Below are 17,369 nucleotides of genomic sequence, written 5' to 3' on the forward strand. Positions count from 1 at the left end.
CCCCTTCCCGTCAGCACAAGACTTGGCTACATCGTCGCCGCCTTCTCGATCTGTCCGCGGATCTCGCCGTCCTTGTGTGCGCCCGTATGGATGTTGATGTAGTATTTGCCGGCCATCAGGTCGTCGGCCTGCGCGTCGGTCAGAGTCGCCGCCCCCTTGAACCGGCTTTTCGGAGCGCCCTTAAACGGGATGACGACGCCGGCATTTTCACCTTTTGCTGCCGGGCCGTGAATATGTCCGGCCGTCGCCGGTCCACTGAGACCTGAATACGTCACGTTCCAGGTGAGCTGTTTCGTGGCTGTGTCGAAGACGAGAGCGGCGGTACCCTTGCCCTCCGTGGTGATGGGCGGATTCTGCTGAGCGCCATCGAGCGTCGCCTTCATCTTCATCATGTCGGCCAGGGCCGGTGAAGCGCAAAGGAAGGATGCCGAAACGGCCAGCGCCGAAAGAATCGGCGAGAAGGATTGCATGCGCATGAAAATCTCCGTTGTGGCGGTGACATCCGCTGAAGCTGGATGCACTGGAACAACGGTTGTGGCGAGCGGATGTTTCCACCGGTAACGGCTATTTTACATCCCAACAAAAAGGGGCGGTCGCCCGCCCCTTCCGAATTGCAGGCCGTAGAGGCCCGGTTAATCGCCTCTACCTGATGGCGCTACTTGATCGCCTTGTCGGTGATGGCGGTGGTATAGGCGCCGGTCGGCTCCTTGGTGATGATCTTCTGGTCGAGCAGCGCCTTGGCGGTGCGCGCGTAGGTCGCCGGGTCGAGCTTGCCGTCGGCATTGTCGATCAGCTTGGCGACTTCGCCCATCATGCGCTTCTGGTGGTTCTCGTCCTGGCCGCCATTGTCCATGACGATGCCGGCTGCCTCGTCGGGATTGTCGACGGCATATTTCCAGCCCTTCATCGAGGCGCGCACAAAACGCACCATCTTGTCCTCGAAGGCCGGATCCTTGAGCTTGTCCTCTAAGGCATAGAGCCCGTCCTCAAGCAGGTCGTTGCCCATGGCCGAGTAGTTGAACACGATCAGCTCTTCCGGCTTGTAGCCGGCGTCGATGAGCTGCCAGTATTCGTTGTAGGTCATGACCGAAATACAATCCGCCTGCTTCTGGATCAGCGGCTGCACGTCGAAACTCTGCTTCAGCACGGTGACGCCGTCCGGGCCTCCGTCGGTCTTCAGGCCGAGCTTGTTCATCCAGGCGTAGAACGGATATTCATTGCCGAAGAACCAGACGCCGAGCGTATGGCCCTTGAAGTCGGCTTCGCTCTTGATCGGGCCATCCTTCGGGCAGACCAGCTGCATGCCGGCCTTCTTGAACGGTTGGGCGATATTGACCAGCGGCACGCCCTTTTCGCGGGCGGCCAGCGCGCCGCCCATCCAGTCGACAATGACGTCGGCGCCGCCACCGGCGATCACCTGCTCGGGCGCGATATCGGGGCCGCCCGGCTTGATCTCGACGTCGAGGCCCTCGGCCTCATAGAAGCCCCTGTCCTTGGCGACGTAGTAGCCGGCAAACTGGGCCTGCGTGACCCATTTCAGCTGCAGCGTCACCTTGTCTGCGGCCATCGCCTGGAACGCGGCAAGCGACATCGCGCCGGCCAACATCGAAATAACAAGTCTTTTCATGTTTTTACCCTCTGGAGTTAAATGATCACCCTTAAGGACCAGGAGCTATCGATACGCCCCGGTTCCAAACCCGCCACCGCCCTATCCACCACGGACGGAGGGATGCCAAAACGTGACGGCTCTCTCGAAAAGAGCGACCACGCCATAAAAGACCGAACCCGCAAGTGCTGCAACTGCGATTTCGGCCCAGACCATATCGATGTTCATCCGCCCGACTTCCGTCGAAATCCGGAATCCCATGCCGACCACCGGCGTGCCGAAGAACTCCGCGACGATGGCGCCGATCAGCGCCAGCGTCGAATTGATCTTCAGCGCGTTGAAGATGAACGGGGCGGCGGCTGGCAGCCGCAGCTTGAACAGCGTCTGCCAGTAACTCGACGCATAGGTGCGCATCAGGTCGCGCTCCATATGGCCGGAGGCGGCAAGCCCGGCGACGGTGTTCACCAGCATCGGGAAAAAGGTCATGATGATGACGACGGCGGCCTTCGACTGCCAGTCAAAGCCGAACCACATGACCATGATCGGCGCCACGCCGATGATCGGCAGCGCCGAGACCATGTTGCCGATCGGCAAAAGCCCGCGGCGCAGGAACGGCACGCGGTTGGCCGCGATGGCGGCGAGGAAGCCGGCGCCGCTGCCAACGACATAACCGAAGATCACCGCCTTGAAGATGGTCTGCCGCACGTCGGCGGCCAGCACCGGCAGCGAATTGGCGATGCGCACGCCGATGGCGCTTGGCGGCGGCAGCAGGATGAAGGGGATGCCTGCGCCGCGCGTCACCGCTTCCCAGATGATCAGGATCCAGGCGCCGAAGATCGCCGGGATGATCAGCCTCAAAGCGGTCGCCGCCCAGCGCGAGGTCGGGCGAAGCGCGGACAGGACCGTCACGCAGCGCCAGGCCAGAAGCCATGCCGCGGCAAGCAGCAGATAGAAGGACGCGCGAGCGGTGCCTTCATTGCCGGTTATGCCGGCAAGCAGCAGCCACGCCGCGCCATGCGCGCCAAGGAAGAGCAACACCACGCCAATTGCCGGTGGGAAATTATCAGCCTCGATTGCCAGAAGCAGCAACAAGAAAATCAAAGCCGCTATAGCGACACCATAACCGGGCGCCGCATCGACAAGCGGCCAAAGAAGGATCGCGCCGGCAAGAAGCGCAAGCGCTGCATACCCTTGCCACGAGCGGGGCGTGATCGACGAAAGGCTGAGGAGATCGCTCATGCCGGCCTCCCGCCCATGGCGCGGTCGACGATGCGCCCGGCAATGCCGACCACCATAACCAGCAGCGCCGCGACGACTGACCCGGCCACCAGCGCCGACCAGATGTCGATGGTCTGGCTGTAATAGGCGCCGGCGAGCAGCTTGGCGCCGATGCCGGCGACGGCGCCGGTCGGGAGTTCACCAACGATGGCGCCGACCAGGCTGGCGGCCACCGCCACCTTCATCGAGGTGAACAGGAACGGCACCGACGCCGGCACCCGTAATTTCCAGAAGGTCTGCGAGCGACTGGCATTGTAGGTGTGCATCAGATCGAGATGGGTGAGCTCGGGCGAACGTAGGCCCTTAACCATGCCGACAGCCACCGGAAAGAACGAAAGATAGGTCGAGATCAGCGCCTTCGGGATCAGCCCGGTAACGCCGATCGCCGCCAGCACCACGATGATCATCGGCGCCACCGCCAGGATCGGAATGGTCTGCGAGGCAATGATCCACGGCATCAGGCTGCGGTCGAGCGTCACCACATGCACGATGCCGACGGCAATCACGATGCCGAGCGCGGTGCCGAAGGCGAAGCCGAGCAGCGTCGAGGACAGCGTCACCCAGGCATTATAGACAAGGCTGCGGTTGCTGGTGACCTTGCGCAGAAACGTGTTCTCGAAGAAATTCACCGCCACCTGATGCGGCGCCGGCAGCGTCGGCTTCGGCTGCGACATAGTCTTGCCGATGAATTCCACAATATCAGGCGTCTCGCCGGCACGGCGGTCGAGATCGCGCTGGAAGGGTGCGTTGAGGATGACAGCCATAATGTACCAAACGACGACCACGCCCGCGAGGATCGAGGTCACCGGAACGATCTTGTCGCGAAAGGAGTCCATCTAGCGAAGCTCCCCTCCTCTCCCAAACGGGAGAGAGCGATGATACCTATTCTTCGTCATCCTAGGGCGAAGCAAGGACCGAAGCGACGCGTCGCAGACCCTAGGATCCATGCCGTTACCTCCCCGCGCCACGACCGTGCGGAACATTGCTCCCGATGTGAGGAGGGTTGCCGCTCGTCCCGCACATTTTCTGAACCGCTTGTGCGCCTCGGCCAACGTCAAGGCATGGATCCTAGGGTCTGCGCAGGCCGCTGCGCGGCTGCTCCGCCCTAGGATGACGAAGGCATGGTTGACCGCTCCCTCGCGGGGCGGAAGCGACTCATGGGACGGAGGAAGCCCGTTCTCCACCGCCTCAATCCTCATAGCTGTGCCCTGCCCTGAGCCCGTCGCGGACGCGCGCGGCGATCGCCAGGAACTCCGGTGTCTCGCGGATGTCGAGCGGCCGCTGCTTCGGCAGCGTCGATTCGATGACGTCGCTGACGCGGCCCGGGCGCGGCGACATGACGATGATCCGCGTCGAGAGATAGACCGCCTCCGGAATCGAATGGGTGACGAAGCAGATGGTCTTGTTGGTCCGCTCCCAAAGCTCCAGCAGCTGTTCGTTGAGATGGTCGCGCACGATCTCGTCCAGCGCGCCGAACGGCTCGTCCATCAGCAGAAGATCGGCATCGAAGGCCAGCGCCCGCGCGATCGAGGCGCGCTGCTGCATGCCGCCGGAAAGCTGCCACGGGTATTTCTGCTCAAAGCCGCCCAGGTTGACGAGGTCGAGCGTGCGCTTGATGCGCGCCGCCTGCTCTGTCTTCGAGAGGCCCATGATTTCCAGCGGCAGCGCCACGTTGCGCTCGATGGTACGCCACGGATAAAGCGCCGCCGCCTGGAAGACATAGCCATAGGCGCGGCTCTGGCGCGCCTGCTCGGGCGTCATGCCGTTGACTGAGATGGTTCCCGATGTCGGTTTTTCCAGATCGGCGATGACCCGCAGCAAGGTCGTCTTGCCGCAACCGGACGGCCCGATGAAGGACACAAACTCGCCCTTCCCGATGGTCAGGTCGACATTCGACAGCGCCTGCACCGGACCGTCACTGGTCTGGAAGGTCAGGCCGAGCTTACTTGCCGAAACGACGGCTGGCGATGTTCCCGTCATAGGCCGCAGCCTGCCTTTTTGCGCCGCTGCTGCGCCGGCCGGAATCCGGTTGATTTTGCCGCGATGTTGCTTTCCACTCGCCCCGTCCTATCCGACTGAGAGTTCCCACTCGAACGAGAGTCTCCCCGATGCCGCTCAAACCCACTTGTCATCTTATCCGCCCTGAAAGCTCTTATGAAGGCAAGCAGGGACTGAGTTATTTCACCGGTATCGCCGCCGAGACGGTCGGCTCTACCGGTATCTGCATGCATCTGCTCACCATGCCGCCTGGTGCCCGCGCCAAGGCGCATATGCACGAAAGCCATGAAACGGCGATCTATGTGCTCTCCGGCGAGGTCCATACCTGGTATGGCGACCGGCTTGAACAGCAGATCGTGGTCAATGCCGGCGACCTCTTCTACATTCCTGCCGGCGTGCCGCATCTGCCGGCCAATCTGAGCGACAGTTCGGCCTCGGCGGTCATCGCCCGCACCGATCCCAACGAGCAGGAAAGCGTCGTCCTGCTGCCGGAACTGGATGGGCTGGTCGCCTGAGGCCGGCATCGACGCAGAGGCCGTCATCGGCACCGCCACGAACATGATTTCAACGGCCCTATCTCTTCAAGGCCGGGGATGGTCACGAAGAAACCGTCCGCTCCCTTGTTGGTGACCTTGACGGTTTCAGTCGTCGTTCCCTCCTCGCCTTCAGCGAAACAGGTCGAGCTCAATGACTGCGTGCCAGGCGCCGTCACCAGTTGCCGCGCGAACCGGCAGCCGCTGCCATAGGTTTCGACGCCGTCGGCGGTCAGCACGACATAGGCATCGCTGTCCCGATAACCGAGCCGTACAGCGGCACAACCGACATCATTGCCATAGGAACCTGCAAGGACCTCAGCCGCTGCCGGAACGGCGGTAATGCTCGCCATAACCAGTGAGACGATCGCTGCCGGACGCGCCAAGCTCACACCCCGGTCGCCGGAATACCTGTGCGCTCCACCTTGCGCGGCGCGGAAATTTCCTTCCAGGTCGACAGCGCCCGGTTGACCGCTGCATTCGGCTCGCGAGCGACGAACTCGCCATGGCCAGGCTTCGCCTTGACCTCGTTCTCCTGGATAGACAGTTCACCGCGCGAGAAGACGAAGCGCGGCAGGCCGGTCACCTCAAAACCTTCGAAGACGTTGTAGTCGATCACCGACTGTTGCTTCTTGGAAGTGATCGTCTTCTTGCGCTTCGGGTCCCAGACGAGGATGTCGGCGTCGGCGCCTTCGACAATGGCGCCCTTCTTTGGATACATGTTGAGGATCTTGGCGATATTGGTCGAGGTCACCGCGACGAATTCGTTCATCGTCAGCCGGCCGGTGTTGACGCCAGCGGTCCACAGCACCGGCAAGCGGTCCTCGAGCCCGCCTGTGCCGTTCGGGATCTTGGTGAAATCGCCGATGCCGTTACGCTTTTGGCTGGTGGTGAAGGCGCAGTGGTCGGTCGCCACCACTTGCAGCGATCCTGCCTGCAGGCCTGCCCACAGCGACTCCTGATGCACTTTGTTGCGGAAGGGCGGGCTCATCACGCGCCGTGCCGCATGGTCCCAGTCCTTGTTGAAATACTCGCTCTCGTCGAGCGTCAGATGCTGGATCAACGGCTCGCCGAACACCCGCATGCCCTTCTGGCGCGCCCGGCGAATGGCTTCATGGGCCTGCTCGCAGGAGACATGCACGACATAGAGCGGCACGCCGGCCATGTCGGCGATCATGGCGGCGCGGTTGGTCGCCTCGCCTTCCACTTCCGGCGGGCGCGAATAGGCGTGCCCCTCTGGGCCGTTATTGCCGGCGGCCAGCAGCTTCTGCGACAGGGCGGCAACCACGTCGCCATTCTCGGCATGAACCAGCGGCAGCGCGCCAAGATCAGCGCAGCGCTGGAACGACGAATACATTTCGTCGTCATCGACCATCAGCGCGCCCTTGTAGGCCATGAAGTGCTTGAACGAGGTTATGCCCTTGTCGACGACATTAGCCATCTCATCGAACACCTGCTTGCCCCACCAGGTGATCGCCATGTGGAAGGAATAATCGCAGGACGCTTTCGAGGTCTTGTTGTCCCACATCTGCAAGGCTTCCAGCAGCGACTGCTGCGGCGCCGGCAGGCAGAAATCGACCACCATCGTCGTGCCGCCTGACAAGGCCGCGCGCGTGCCGCTCTCGAAATCATCGGCCGAATAGGTGCCCATGAACGGCATTTCGAGATGGGTGTGCGGATCGATGCCGCCCGGCATGACATAGCAGCCGGTGGCGTCGAACTCGTGGTCGCCATGCAGGTTCGAGCCGATGGCGACAATCTTGCCATGCTGCATCAGCACGTCGGCCTTCCATGTGCGGTCGGCGGTGACGATGGTGCCATTCTTGATGACTTTGGACATGCTCTTGTTCCCTTGTTTTCTTCGCGCTTCTTGGTGAGCGTCTTGCTTGATCAGATCGGTTCAGGATCGAGCCCTGAACGGCCTCTACATGACTCCAACTTCCCGCAATATCCCCTCGACGCAACCGTCGAAAGAATTTGCCAGGTCTCCTGTCGAAAACCGCAGCACACGATAGCCCTGTCGGCCAAACCTTGCATCGCGAATTCGATCTTTGTCCATCTGCTCCGGCGTGAAGTGATGCTCTCCATCCACCTCGATGACGAGGTTCTTCTCATGCAACACGAAGTCCGCAATATAAGGTCCGATCGGCGCCTGCTTTCTGGCATGCAAACCGTAGAGGCGACGGAACTCTTTCAATTCGGACCAGAGTTTGCGTTCACCATCCGTCATGTTTCGACGCAGTGCTCTGGCACGCTTTATGGCGGCTGGATCGATCGCGGTCGGTGCCAAGACGAGTACCCCCACCCTCAATCCCTCCCCACAAGGGGGAGGGAGGCTTTTCGTCGCGCTATCACAGCTGAACCCATCAAAGCTTTCGCCACAGGAAAGGCGTCGCCATTGCCAGTCCCCCTCCCCCTTGTGGGGAGGGGTTAGTGGTGGGGGTACAGCGCCGACATCTCACCCCACGATCTCCGCCGTCTCGACCACCGCGTGGAACAGCACGTCGGCGCCGGCCGCCGCCCATTCCTTGGTAATTTCCTCGGCCTCGTTGTGGCTGAGCCCGTCGACGCAGGGGCACATCACCATCGCTGTCGGCGCGACGCGGTTGATCCAGCAGGCGTCATGGCCGGCGCCGGAGACGATGTTGCGATGGGTATAACCCAAGCGCTCTGCCGCATCCCGCACAGCCTTGACGCAGCCGGGGTCGAAGGTGACCGGATCGAAATGGCCGACCTGATCGATCGCGTATTTGATGTCGAGCGCCTCGCAGATCGTGTCGATGCCTTCGCGGATGCGCCCATCCATGGCGTCCAGCACTTCCTTTTCCGGCGAGCGGATGTCGATGGTGAAGACGGTGCGCCCGGCGATGATGTTGCGCGAGTTCGGATAGACCTCCATGTGGCCGACCGCGCCTACCGCGTCGGGCTGGTAGTCCATGGCGATCTCGTGCACCAGCTCGATCACCCGCGCCATGCCGAGCCCGGCATTGCGGCGCTTGGGCATCGGCGTCGAGCCGGTATGCGCCTCCTTGCCGGTCAGCGTCACCTGCAGCCATTTCAGTCCCTGGCCATGAGTGACGACGCCGATGTCGATGCCCTCGTCCTCGAGGATCGGCCCCTGCTCGATATGCAGTTCGAAGAAGGCGTGGATCTTGCGGTCACCGACTTTCTCGGCACCCTTCCAGCCGATGCGTTCGAGTTCCTCGCCGAACTTCTTGCCGTCCTTGTCGACATGCGTATAGACGTCGGCCTGGTCGAGGACGCCGGCAAAGACGCCGGACGCCATCATCGCCGGCGCAAAGCGCGCGCCTTCCTCGTTCGTCCAGTTGGTGACGACGATCGGATGCTTGGTCTTGATGCCGAGCTCGTTGAGCGAGCGCACGATCTCCAACCCGCCAAGAACGCCGAGCACGCCGTCATACTTGCCGCCGGTCGGCTGGGTGTCGAGATGGCTGCCGACATAGACCGGCGGCAGATCAGGGTCGGTGCCTTCGCGGCGGGCAAACATCGTGCCCATCTCGTCGAGGCCCATTTCGAGCCCCGCCGCCTCGCACCAGCGCTTGAACAGATGCCGCCCCTCGCCATCCTCGTCGGTCAACGTCTGGCGATTGTTGCCGCCGGCAATGCCGGGGCCGATCTTCGCCATCTCCATTATCGAATCCCACAAACGGTCTGAATTGATTCGCAGATTCTCGCCGGGAGCGGCCATTTCCTAAAACCTCATCGATTGCGGCACGCCGGCGTCCCCCTCCCCCTCGAGGGGAGGGTGGCCGCGAAGCGGTCGGGTGGGGTCGCCGAACATGCGCGCGACCTTCTCCTTCACCACCTGCGCGACATGCCATGCGCTGTTTATGACATCGGGCTCGTCAACGCGAAATATATCGAACCCGAGCGATCGCAGATAGGCATCACGGACAGCATCGTGCCGTTTGCCCAGTTCCTGCTCGTGCAGATCGCCATCCACTTCCACGACCAGCTTTACCGCGAGGCAGGCAAAGTCAACGATATAGGGCCCAATCGGACATTGGCGGCGGAACTTGATGCCGGCTGATTTCAACTCGCGCAGTTCGTACCACAGCAGGGATTCGCCTTTGGTCGCATGAACTCGAAGCGCGCGCGCCTTTTGACGCATTTCGAAGCTCACGCGGGTACGGGGCATCAGAAACAACCTCGCGGCAAGAGATCAGGTCGGCGCGCTGCCGCACCGACCCCACCCGGCCGCTTCGCGGCCACCCTCCCCTCAAGGGGGAGGGAAAGCTGCGGCACGTCCCTCAATCCACTGCCCTCAGCACTTCACGCACATGGTCGATCAATTCGTTGATCTGGCCCTTGGTGATGATCAGCGGCGGCGACAGCGCGATGATGTCGCCGGTGGTGCGGATCAGCGCGCCGCGCTCGAACGCCTTGACGAAGGCCGAGAAGGCACGCTTGGTCGGACTGCCGGGAATGGGCGCCAGCTCGATCGCGCCGATCAGGCCGATGTTTCTGATATCGATGACGTTCGGCTCGCCTTTCAGCGAATGCAGCGCGTCTTCCCAATACGGCGCCAGTTCCTCGCCGCGGGTCAGCAGGCCCTCTTCCTTGTAGGTGTCGAGCGTGCCGAGGGCTGCCGCACAGGCGATCGGATTGCCCGAATAGGTGTAGCCGTGGAAGAACTCGATCATATGCTCGGGGCCGGTCATGAAGGCGTCGTGGATCTCCTTCTTGACGAACACCGCGCCCATCGGGATGACACCGTTGGAGACGCCCTTGGCGGTGGTCATGATATCGGGCGTGACGCCGAAATAGTCGGCGGCGAACGGCGTGCCGAGGCGGCCGAAGCCGGTGATGACCTCGTCGAAAATCAGCAGGATGCCGTGCTTGGTGCAGATCTCGCGCAGCCTCTCGAGATAGCCCTTCGGCGGCAGGATGACGCCAGTGGAACCGGCCACCGGCTCGACGATGACGGCCGCGATGGTCGAGGCGTCGTGCAACGCGACGATGCGCTCCAGCTCGTTGGCCAATTCCGCGCCATGCTCGGGCACGCCCTTGGTGAACGAATTCTTCTCCGGCAGATGCGTGTGCGGCATGTGGTCGACGCCGCCGAGCAGCGTGCCGAACATCTTGCGATTGGTGACGATGCCGCCGACCGAGATGCCGCCGAAATTGACGCCGTGATAGCCGCGCTCGCGGCCGATCAGGCGGGTGCGTGAGCCCTCGCCTTGGGCGCGGTGATAGGCGATCGCCATCTTCAGTGCGGTCTCGACCGATTCCGATCCGGAATTGGTGAAGAACACGTGGTCCATGCCCTTCGGCGCGAGGTCGACCAAACGGTTCGCCAGTTCGAAGACGATCGGGTGGCCCATCTGGAACGCCGGTGCATAGTCGAGCTCGGCGGCCTGTTGCTGGATCGCCTCGGTGATCTTCGGCCGGCAGTGGCCGGCATTGACGCACCACAGGCCAGCGGTGCCGTCGAGAACCTTGCGCCCGTCGCTCGTCGTGTAATGCATGTCCTTGGCGGACACCATCATGCGAGGCGCCTGTTTGAACTGCCGGTTTGCCGTGAACGGCATCCAGAATGCGCTGAGATCGTTCGGCGTGACTTTCAGCCGGTTGGACATGACCAAGACTTCCCTTGTAACCTGTTTCGGTGCGGCTAACGCTTGGTCTTCCCGACACTTGGTCTCTGCTGCGTTTTCGTGCTACGCAAATTTTGACCGATTGGACAAACGTTAGCACCGCCCTGTCGGCGGTCAAGGGATTACTAGCGGAAATGCGGCAGCGGAAGCGCGCTCCACAGGCCGGAGAAAAACTGGTCCAGAGAATTGGTCCAGATGACCCTCGCGGCAGTGTCCTACGCGGATGACGACAGGCATGGACGCTCCTCGCCGCACCCGCATTCAGCAGGAAAAGCGCGAGTTGATCCTGGAGGCGGCGCTTGAGGTCTTCTCAACCAACGGCTTTCGCGGCTCGACCATCGACCAGATCGCGGAAGCCGCCGGCATGTCGAAGCCTAACCTGCTCTACTATTTCCGCCGCAAGGAGGACATCCACGAGACGCTGATGCAGCGGCTTCTGGACACCTGGCTGGCGCCGCTGCGCGAACTTGACGACATCGGCGACCCGCTGACCGAATTGCGCAGCTACATCAGGCGCAAGCTCGAAATGGCGCGCGATTTCCCTAGGGAAAGCCGCCTGTTCGCCAACGAGATCCTGCAGGGTGCGCCGCGCATCATGCCGATGCTGGAAGGCGAGCTGAAGACGCTGGTCGACGAGAAGGCCACCGTCATCAAAGGCTGGATGCGCGCCGGCAAGATCGCCCGCACCGACCCTTGGCACCTGATCTTCTCGATCTGGGCGACGACGCAGCACTATGCCGATTTCGACGTTCAGGTCCGCGCCGTGCTCGGGCCCGACCGCGGCGGCGACGGCCGCTTCGAGGATGCGGCAAGGTTTCTCGAGCAATTGTTCATCGACGGGCTGAAGCCGGAGGGCTAACTCTCGTTTCGTCATCCTGGGGCGCAGCAAGGAGCGGAGCGACGCAGTGCAGACCCCAAGATGACGAAGCTGACGGGCTGCGGCCAGTATCGGCTGAACGCGTCGGGGACCCCATCGGCGTATAGGCAGTATCGATACCAGGATAAGTTTGACCTGTTTGATGCGTGCCGGATATCCCATCGTCCACTCAGAGCAACGACATGGAGGCTCCAGGCATGGAACTGAAAGACAAGACCGTCCTCATCACCGGATCGACCGACGGCGTCGGCCGTCTCGTCGCGCGAAGGCTCGGCGCCGGCGGCGCGCGGGTCCTGGTGCATGGCCGCGATGCGACACGGGGCAAGGCGACGGTCTCTGAGATCGAAGCCGCCGGCGGCAAGGCCGAGCTTCTCGTCGCCGACCTCTCGTCCCTGGCCGAGGTCCGCCGCCTCGCAGAGGCCGTCCGCGCCAGGACTGACCGGCTCGACATCCTCATCAACAATGCCGGCGTCGGCACCGCCGGCCCCAACGCGAGACGGCAGGTCAGCGCCGACGGCTACGAACTACGCTTTGCCGTCAATTATCTCGCCGGCTTCCTGCTCACATCGGAGGTTCTGCCGCTGCTCAAGGCGAGCGCGCCGGCGCGCATCGTCAACGTCGCCTCAGCCGGCCAGCAGGCGATCGATTTCGATGACGTCATGCTGACCCGCTCCTACGACGGCGTTCGCGCCTACTGCCAGAGCAAGCTGGCGCAGATCATGTTCACCATCGATCTGGCAGAGCAGCTGAACGGCACCGGCGTCACCGTCAACAGCCTGCATCCGGCAAGCTACATGAACACGACCATGGTCCGGCAGGCAGGCATCACGTCGTGGAACTCGGTCGAAACCGGCGCCGAAGCCATCATCAACCTCGCGACATCGCCAGCGCTCGGAGGGCGGAGCGGCCTCTATTTCGACGGCCAGAGAGAATCTCGCGCCAACGCGCAAGCCTATGACGCAAAGGCAAGACAGCAATTGCGGACATTGAGCCGCGAGCTTGTCGAGCGCGCTTCGATTTCAGCATCCATGACCGAAAACCCTCACATGCCGTGATCATCGGCGGCTCATCCTGCATGGCCCCGCGACCGTGCGAAACTGGGAACCGGTTGTCGGAAAAGATCATGCTCAACAAGGCGCCAAGGACCGTGGCGGCTGCCTCGGCGAGCCGGCCGCCCGCACCGCTACACCGTGTGCGCCATCAGCGCCAGAAATCCTCCGGTCAGTGCGACGTTGCCGACGAAGCCGTTGATGCGGGCTGCGCGCTCCTGCCCTTGATGGTCCCAGAAATTGTGAAACATCGGCGTCGCGACAAGCAGGAACAGGATCAAGCATGCGGCCGCCAAGGCGGTCCAGATGCCTGCGATCACCAGAACTCCGGCGACGATCTGGAGGACGATCCCCAGCCACAGCATCAGCCGCGCCTGCGGCACGCCGCGCGTGGTCATCAGTTGGGTCAGGAAGGTTGCGTTCTGGATGTTGCGCAGGCCGGCAAAGACAAAGGCACCGCCAAGCAGCAGGCGGGCGGCAAACAGAATCTCGTTCTCAAAATTCGCCAACATGGTCTTGATTCCCAAACAAAAATGGCACGCGGCACCTAGGCCGCGCGCCGGTCCGACCGCTCAGGCAGCTTTCGCCGCCGGCATCGGATGAATGGCCTGGAACGGGATGCAAAGCCGGTTCCAGGTGTTGATCATGCCAAGCGCGACAGACAGCTTGACCAGTTCCTCTTCCGAGAAATGCTCGAGCGTCCGCGCATAGAGTTCGTCAGCGACACCGGTATCGGCGATCTTCGTCACCGCTTCGGTCCAGGCGAAAGCAGCGCGTTCGCGCTCTGAAAACAGCGGCGATTCCTTCCAGGCGGAGACGAGATAGAGCCGCTGCTCGGTCTCGCCATCACGGCGCGCCTCGCGGCTGTGCATCTCGACGCAATACGAACAGCCGTTGATCTGCGACGCCCGCAGCTTGATCAGATGCAGCAGGCTTGCCTCCAGCCCGCATTCGTCGACCGCCTTGTTGAGCGCCGACACCGCTTTCATGATTTCCGGCGCCGCACCGAAGAATTGCAGCCTCTGTTTCATCGCCTTACCTTTCACGCTTGCTTGGTTGAACTGGATTTCTGCGGTCGCTGATGGCGCTCGACAAAGGCGCAGTTCGCGGCGACTGAACGGGGATCGGCATCGCTCACGTATTCCGCCACGATGTCGGACAGCCGGGCCTCGGCAAGAGCGGCGCGGTAGGCGCGCTCGGCCTTCAGCATCGCGACGCTGATGCCGCAGGGCTTGACATAGACCGAGGCATCGAGCCTGGCCGGCCCGCGCTGACGGATTTCGCCGCAGCGGAAGGCCGATTCGCGTCCTTCCACGGCGAGCACGATGTCGAGCAGCGTTATGCGCTCGGCCGGCCGCGCCAGCCGGTAACCGCCCGATGGCCCCGGCACCGATTCGAGGATGCCCGACGCCGTTAGTGCGTTGAGATGCTTGAGGAGATAGCTCGGCGACAGTCCGAACGCTTCCGCCATGGCAGCGCCCGGCATGGTCGCCGCGCGTTCCACGCCGGCAAGCATCGCGGCGCAGTGGATGGCCGCTTCGACCCCCTCGCCCAGCTTCATCGTGCTGATCTCCAATTCATGGATATACCATATCCTGGATAATTTTTATCTGCAATAGTAATTTGAAAAAAGCGGCGCCCGCAGGCGCCGCTTTTTCACAACGGGCTGCCCTATTCCGCCGCCACCTTGGCCATCGGATTATTCGGATGCGTCGTCCAGTTGGCGTAGACCGGCGACACCGGTCTGCCGGTGCGCTGGTCCATCACGCCGGCCGCCAGCGGCTCCATGGTGATGCAGTTCTCGACCGGGCAGACATTGACGCAGAGATTGCAGCCGACGCATTCGGCCTCGATCACCTCGAAATGCCTAACGCCATCGACCATGTTGGTGATCGCCTGGTGCGAGGTGTCCTCGCAGGCGATGTGGCAGCGGCCGCATTTGATGCAGGCCTCCTGGTCGATATGCGCCTTGGCGACGTAGTTGAGGTTGAGATATTGCCAGTCGGTGACGTTGGGCGTGGCGCGACCGATTATATCATCGAGCGAAGCATGGCCCTTCTCATCCATCCAGTTTTCCAGGCCGGCGATCATCTCCTGCACGATCTTGAAGCCATAGGTCATCGCCGCCGTGCACACCTGCACATTGCCGGCGCCGAGCGCCATGAATTCGGCCGCGTCGCGCCACGTGGTGATGCCGCCGATACCGGAGATCGGCAGCCCATGCGTTTCCGGATCGCGCGCGATTTCGGCCACCATGTTCATGGCGATCGGCTTCACCGCCGGGCCGCAATAGCCGCCATGCGAACCCTTGCCGTCGATCGTCGGTTCCGGTGCGAAACTATCGAGATTGACGCCGGTGATCGAATTGATGGTGTTGATCAGCGACACCGCATCCGTGCCGCCGGCAAGAGCGGCACGCGCCGGCTTGCGCACATCGGTGATGTTGGGCGTCAGCTTGGTGATAACAGGCATGCGGGTGTTGGCCTTGCACCAGCGCACCACCATTTCGATGTATTCCGGCACCTGGCCGACCGCGGCACCCATGCCGCGTTCCGACATGCCGTGCGGGCAGCCGAAATTAAGCTCGATGCCGTCGGCCTCCGTCTCCTCGACCACCGGCAGGATCGCCTTCCACGCGTGTTCCTCGCAAGGCACCATCAACGAGACGACGATGGCGCGATCGGGCCAGTCCTTCTTGACCTGCTTGATCTCGCGCAGATTGACCTGCAGATCGCGGTCGGTGATCAGCTCGATGTTGTTGAGGCCGAGCAGGCGGCGGTCGGCGCCCCAGATCGCGCCATAGCGCGGACCGTTGACGTTGACCACCGGCGGGCCTTCCTCGCCGAGCGTCTTCCACACCACGCCGCCCCAGCCCGCCGTGAAGGCGCGGATGACGTTGTAGGCTTTGTCGGTCGGCGGCGCCGACGCCAGCCAGAACGGATTTGGCGATTTGATGCCGACGAAATTGTTGCTTATGTCTGCCATGCTCATGCCCTCCCGTTCGAGGTCAGTGCCCGGTGGATCGATTCGGCCGCGTCACGGCCCTGTGCGACGGCGGAGACGGTAAGATCGTCGCCACCAAAGATGCAGTCGCCGCCGGCCCAGACATTGGCGAGCGAGGTGCGGCCTTCGGCATCGACCTTGATGCGGCCGGCCTCCAAGGCAAGCAAGGCACCGCTGCCGTTGAGCGCAGCCGGAATAAAGCTCTGGCCGATCGCCTTGAACACCTGGTCCGCAACCAGCGTCAGGCGCTCGCCAGTGCCGACGAGTTTCTCGCCATCCATCGTTGTATATTCGAGTTCGATGCCTGAGACCTTGCCGCCTTCGGTGATGACCCGCTTCGGCTGAAGCCAGTGACGGATGGTGACACCGTTGGCGGCGGCGAGATCCTGCTCGAATTCGGAGGCGTTCATGTGCTCCTGGCCGCGCCGGTAGCAGATCGTCACCTCTTCGGCGCCGAGCAGCTTCGACTGCACCGCCGCGTCGATCGCCGTCATGCCGCCGCCAATGACGACGACGCGCCTGCCGACCGGCAGGCTGGCAAGGTCGCTGGCCTGGCGAAGCTCCGCAATGAACTCCACCGCATTGGTCACGCCTTGCGCCTCCTCGCCATCGGCGCGTAGCGCGTTGACGCCGCCAAGCCCCATGCCGAGAAACACCGCGTCGTAATTCCTGGTCAGGTCCGACAGCTGGTAGTCACGACCGAGCGCCTTGCCGTTCTGGACCTCGATGCCGCCGATCGACAGGACGTAGTCCACTTCGGCCTGGGCGAAATTGTCGATGCTCTTGTAGGCGGCGATGCCGTATTCATTGAGACCGCCGGCCTTCGGGCGGGCTTCGAGGATAGTCACCTCATGACCATGGCGGGCGAGCCGATGCGCGGCTGCAAGCCCGGCCGGTCCGGCGCCGACCACGGCGACCGTCTTGCCGGTCGGGGCGGCGCGCGGATAAAACTGCTTGTCCTGCGCCATGGCGACATCGGTGGCATAACGCTGCAGGCGGCCGATCTGCACCGGCTTGCCTTCGGCCACTTCGCGCACGCAGACCTCTTCGCACAGCGTCTCGGTCGGGCAGACGCGGGCGCACATGCCGCCCAGAATGTTCTGGTCGAAAATCGTCTTGGCCGAGCCGATCGGATTGCCGGTCGATATCTGGCGGATAAACAACGGGATGTCGATCGAGGTCGGGCATGCATTCATGCACGGCGCGTCATAGCAGAAATAGCAGCGATCGGACTCGACCAGCGCCTCGTGATGATCGAGCGGCGGATGCAGGTCGGAAAAATTATCCGCGTATTGTTCAGGCGAAAGCCGGCCGCCGGCAATGCCCTGCTTGAAATGACCAGTCGCCATTCCGCTTCCCCATTTCTTGTGGTTTTGGGGAAGGCTAACACGTTTTGTTTTTTTATCA

The 17,369-nt window shown here is 62.6% G+C and carries 19 protein-coding genes; 3 read left to right on the forward strand and 16 right to left on the reverse strand.

From position 1 onward, the window contains the following. Positions 1 to 26: 26 nt before the first annotated feature. From NKH36_RS04550 to NKH36_RS04570, 5 genes are all read right to left on the reverse strand, one after another. Positions 27 to 476 carry a CHRD domain-containing protein gene (locus tag NKH36_RS04550; RefSeq protein WP_352960411.1) on the reverse strand — a complete coding sequence of 150 codons (450 nt, stop codon included), beginning with the start codon at positions 474 to 476 and terminating at the stop codon, positions 27 to 29. A 179-nt stretch (positions 477 to 655) separates the two neighbouring features. Beyond that, a complete protein-coding gene (locus NKH36_RS04555; RefSeq protein ID WP_352960413.1) occupies positions 656 to 1,627 on the reverse strand; it encodes an ABC transporter substrate-binding protein in 972 nt (323 codons plus the stop codon). 81 nt (positions 1,628 to 1,708) lie between these two features. Then, entirely contained in the window at positions 1,709 to 2,845 is a 1,137-nt protein-coding gene (locus tag NKH36_RS04560; RefSeq protein ID WP_352960415.1) for an ABC transporter permease, read from the reverse strand. Then, positions 2,842 to 3,720 (reverse strand): ABC transporter permease, encoded by an 879-nt coding sequence (locus NKH36_RS04565; RefSeq protein ID WP_352960417.1) that lies wholly within the window; start codon positions 3,718 to 3,720, stop codon positions 2,842 to 2,844. Before NKH36_RS04565 ends, NKH36_RS04560 begins: the two co-directional genes overlap by 4 nt. A gap of 352 nt (positions 3,721 to 4,072) precedes the next feature. Further along, entirely contained in the window at positions 4,073 to 4,864 is a 792-nt protein-coding gene (locus tag NKH36_RS04570) for an ABC transporter ATP-binding protein (RefSeq protein ID WP_123151997.1), read from the reverse strand. 128 nt (positions 4,865 to 4,992) lie between these two features. Here NKH36_RS04570 and NKH36_RS04575 point away from each other — a divergent pair, with 128 nt between their 5' ends. Then, the gene (locus NKH36_RS04575; RefSeq protein WP_352960419.1) at positions 4,993 to 5,397 is read left to right on the forward strand and encodes a cupin domain-containing protein; all 405 of its coding nucleotides are present in this window, start codon (positions 4,993 to 4,995) and stop codon (positions 5,395 to 5,397) included. Positions 5,398 to 5,420: 23 nt separating this feature from the next. Here the strand turns inward: NKH36_RS04575 and NKH36_RS04580 are convergent, their stop codons facing one another. From NKH36_RS04580 to aptA, 6 genes are all read right to left on the reverse strand, one after another. After that, positions 5,421 to 5,807: a hypothetical protein gene (locus NKH36_RS04580; RefSeq protein WP_352960421.1), complete on the reverse strand. Its 387-nt coding sequence runs from the start codon at positions 5,805 to 5,807 to the stop codon at positions 5,421 to 5,423. Continuing rightward, positions 5,804 to 7,255 (reverse strand): dihydropyrimidinase, encoded by a 1,452-nt coding sequence (gene hydA, locus NKH36_RS04585; RefSeq protein ID WP_352960423.1) that lies wholly within the window; start codon positions 7,253 to 7,255, stop codon positions 5,804 to 5,806. Before hydA ends, NKH36_RS04580 begins: the two co-directional genes overlap by 4 nt. An 84-nt stretch (positions 7,256 to 7,339) precedes the next feature. Beyond that, the gene (locus NKH36_RS04590) at positions 7,340 to 7,720 is read right to left on the reverse strand and encodes an endonuclease domain-containing protein (RefSeq protein ID WP_352960425.1); all 381 of its coding nucleotides are present in this window, start codon (positions 7,718 to 7,720) and stop codon (positions 7,340 to 7,342) included. Positions 7,721 to 7,873: 153 nt separating this feature from the next. Further along, positions 7,874 to 9,124, reverse strand: a complete 1,251-nt coding sequence (locus NKH36_RS04595) for a Zn-dependent hydrolase (protein WP_352960427.1) — start codon at positions 9,122 to 9,124, stop codon at positions 7,874 to 7,876. 3 nt (positions 9,125 to 9,127) lie between these two features. Continuing rightward, complete coding sequence (locus NKH36_RS04600; RefSeq protein ID WP_352960429.1) at positions 9,128 to 9,574, reverse strand: endonuclease domain-containing protein; 447 nt, start codon at positions 9,572 to 9,574, stop codon at positions 9,128 to 9,130. A gap of 112 nt (positions 9,575 to 9,686) precedes the next feature. Next, complete coding sequence (gene aptA, locus NKH36_RS04605; RefSeq protein WP_352960431.1) at positions 9,687 to 11,015, reverse strand: omega-aminotransferase AptA; 1,329 nt, start codon at positions 11,013 to 11,015, stop codon at positions 9,687 to 9,689. A 241-nt stretch (positions 11,016 to 11,256) separates the two neighbouring features. Here aptA and NKH36_RS04610 point away from each other — a divergent pair, with 241 nt between their 5' ends. Further along, positions 11,257 to 11,892, forward strand: a complete 636-nt coding sequence (locus NKH36_RS04610; protein ID WP_502911960.1) for a TetR family transcriptional regulator C-terminal domain-containing protein — start codon at positions 11,257 to 11,259, stop codon at positions 11,890 to 11,892. 215 nt (positions 11,893 to 12,107) lie between these two features. Beyond that, positions 12,108 to 12,965 (forward strand): SDR family oxidoreductase, encoded by an 858-nt coding sequence (locus NKH36_RS04615; RefSeq protein ID WP_352960435.1) that lies wholly within the window; start codon positions 12,108 to 12,110, stop codon positions 12,963 to 12,965. A 128-nt stretch (positions 12,966 to 13,093) separates the two neighbouring features. Here the strand turns inward: NKH36_RS04615 and NKH36_RS04620 are convergent, their stop codons facing one another. The 5 genes from NKH36_RS04620 to NKH36_RS04640 form a co-directional block, all read right to left on the reverse strand. Further along, the gene (locus tag NKH36_RS04620; protein WP_352960437.1) at positions 13,094 to 13,471 is read right to left on the reverse strand and encodes a DoxX family protein; all 378 of its coding nucleotides are present in this window, start codon (positions 13,469 to 13,471) and stop codon (positions 13,094 to 13,096) included. A gap of 60 nt (positions 13,472 to 13,531) precedes the next feature. Continuing rightward, entirely contained in the window at positions 13,532 to 13,990 is a 459-nt protein-coding gene (locus tag NKH36_RS04625; RefSeq protein WP_352960439.1) for a carboxymuconolactone decarboxylase family protein, read from the reverse strand. 11 nt (positions 13,991 to 14,001) lie between these two features. Then, on the reverse strand, positions 14,002 to 14,520 hold the full coding sequence (locus NKH36_RS04630) for an RrF2 family transcriptional regulator (protein ID WP_352960441.1): 519 nt from the start codon (positions 14,518 to 14,520) through the stop codon (positions 14,002 to 14,004). Positions 14,521 to 14,630: 110 nt separating this feature from the next. After that, a complete protein-coding gene (gene preA, locus NKH36_RS04635; protein WP_352960443.1) occupies positions 14,631 to 15,944 on the reverse strand; it encodes an NAD-dependent dihydropyrimidine dehydrogenase subunit PreA in 1,314 nt (437 codons plus the stop codon). Positions 15,945 to 15,946: 2 nt separating this feature from the next. Next, complete coding sequence (locus NKH36_RS04640; RefSeq protein ID WP_352960445.1) at positions 15,947 to 17,311, reverse strand: NAD(P)-dependent oxidoreductase; 1,365 nt, start codon at positions 17,309 to 17,311, stop codon at positions 15,947 to 15,949. Between the last annotated feature and the right edge of the window lie 58 nt (positions 17,312 to 17,369).

It is taken from the genome of Mesorhizobium sp. M1312 (assembly GCF_040318115.1).
In the GTDB taxonomy this organism is placed as follows: Bacteria; Pseudomonadota; Alphaproteobacteria; order Rhizobiales; family Rhizobiaceae; genus Mesorhizobium.

Coding starts and splice junctions, on each gene's coding strand:
- NKH36_RS04550 (WP_352960411.1), bottom strand. CDS start 476: ATGCGCATGCAATCCTTCTCGCCGATTCTTTCGGCGCTGGCCGTTTCG.
- NKH36_RS04555 (WP_352960413.1), bottom strand. CDS start 1,627: ATGAAAAGACTTGTTATTTCGATGTTGGCCGGCGCGATGTCGCTTGCC.
- NKH36_RS04560 (WP_352960415.1), bottom strand. CDS start 2,845: ATGAGCGATCTCCTCAGCCTTTCGTCGATCACGCCCCGCTCGTGGCAA.
- NKH36_RS04565 (WP_352960417.1), bottom strand. CDS start 3,720: ATGGACTCCTTTCGCGACAAGATCGTTCCGGTGACCTCGATCCTCGCG.
- NKH36_RS04570 (WP_123151997.1), bottom strand. CDS start 4,864: ATGACGGGAACATCGCCAGCCGTCGTTTCGGCAAGTAAGCTCGGCCTG.
- NKH36_RS04575 (WP_352960419.1), top strand. CDS start 4,993: ATGCCGCTCAAACCCACTTGTCATCTTATCCGCCCTGAAAGCTCTTAT.
- hydA (WP_352960423.1), bottom strand. CDS start 7,255: ATGTCCAAAGTCATCAAGAATGGCACCATCGTCACCGCCGACCGCACA.
- NKH36_RS04595 (WP_352960427.1), bottom strand. CDS start 9,124: ATGGCCGCTCCCGGCGAGAATCTGCGAATCAATTCAGACCGTTTGTGG.
- NKH36_RS04600 (WP_352960429.1), bottom strand. CDS start 9,574: ATGCCCCGTACCCGCGTGAGCTTCGAAATGCGTCAAAAGGCGCGCGCG.
- aptA (WP_352960431.1), bottom strand. CDS start 11,015: ATGTCCAACCGGCTGAAAGTCACGCCGAACGATCTCAGCGCATTCTGG.
- NKH36_RS04610 (WP_502911960.1), top strand. CDS start 11,257: ATGACGACAGGCATGGACGCTCCTCGCCGCACCCGCATTCAGCAGGAA.
- NKH36_RS04615 (WP_352960435.1), top strand. CDS start 12,108: ATGGAACTGAAAGACAAGACCGTCCTCATCACCGGATCGACCGACGGC.
- NKH36_RS04620 (WP_352960437.1), bottom strand. CDS start 13,471: ATGTTGGCGAATTTTGAGAACGAGATTCTGTTTGCCGCCCGCCTGCTG.
- NKH36_RS04625 (WP_352960439.1), bottom strand. CDS start 13,990: ATGAAACAGAGGCTGCAATTCTTCGGTGCGGCGCCGGAAATCATGAAA.
- NKH36_RS04630 (WP_352960441.1), bottom strand. CDS start 14,520: ATGAAGCTGGGCGAGGGGGTCGAAGCGGCCATCCACTGCGCCGCGATG.
- preA (WP_352960443.1), bottom strand. CDS start 15,944: ATGGCAGACATAAGCAACAATTTCGTCGGCATCAAATCGCCAAATCCG.
- NKH36_RS04640 (WP_352960445.1), bottom strand. CDS start 17,311: ATGGCGACTGGTCATTTCAAGCAGGGCATTGCCGGCGGCCGGCTTTCG.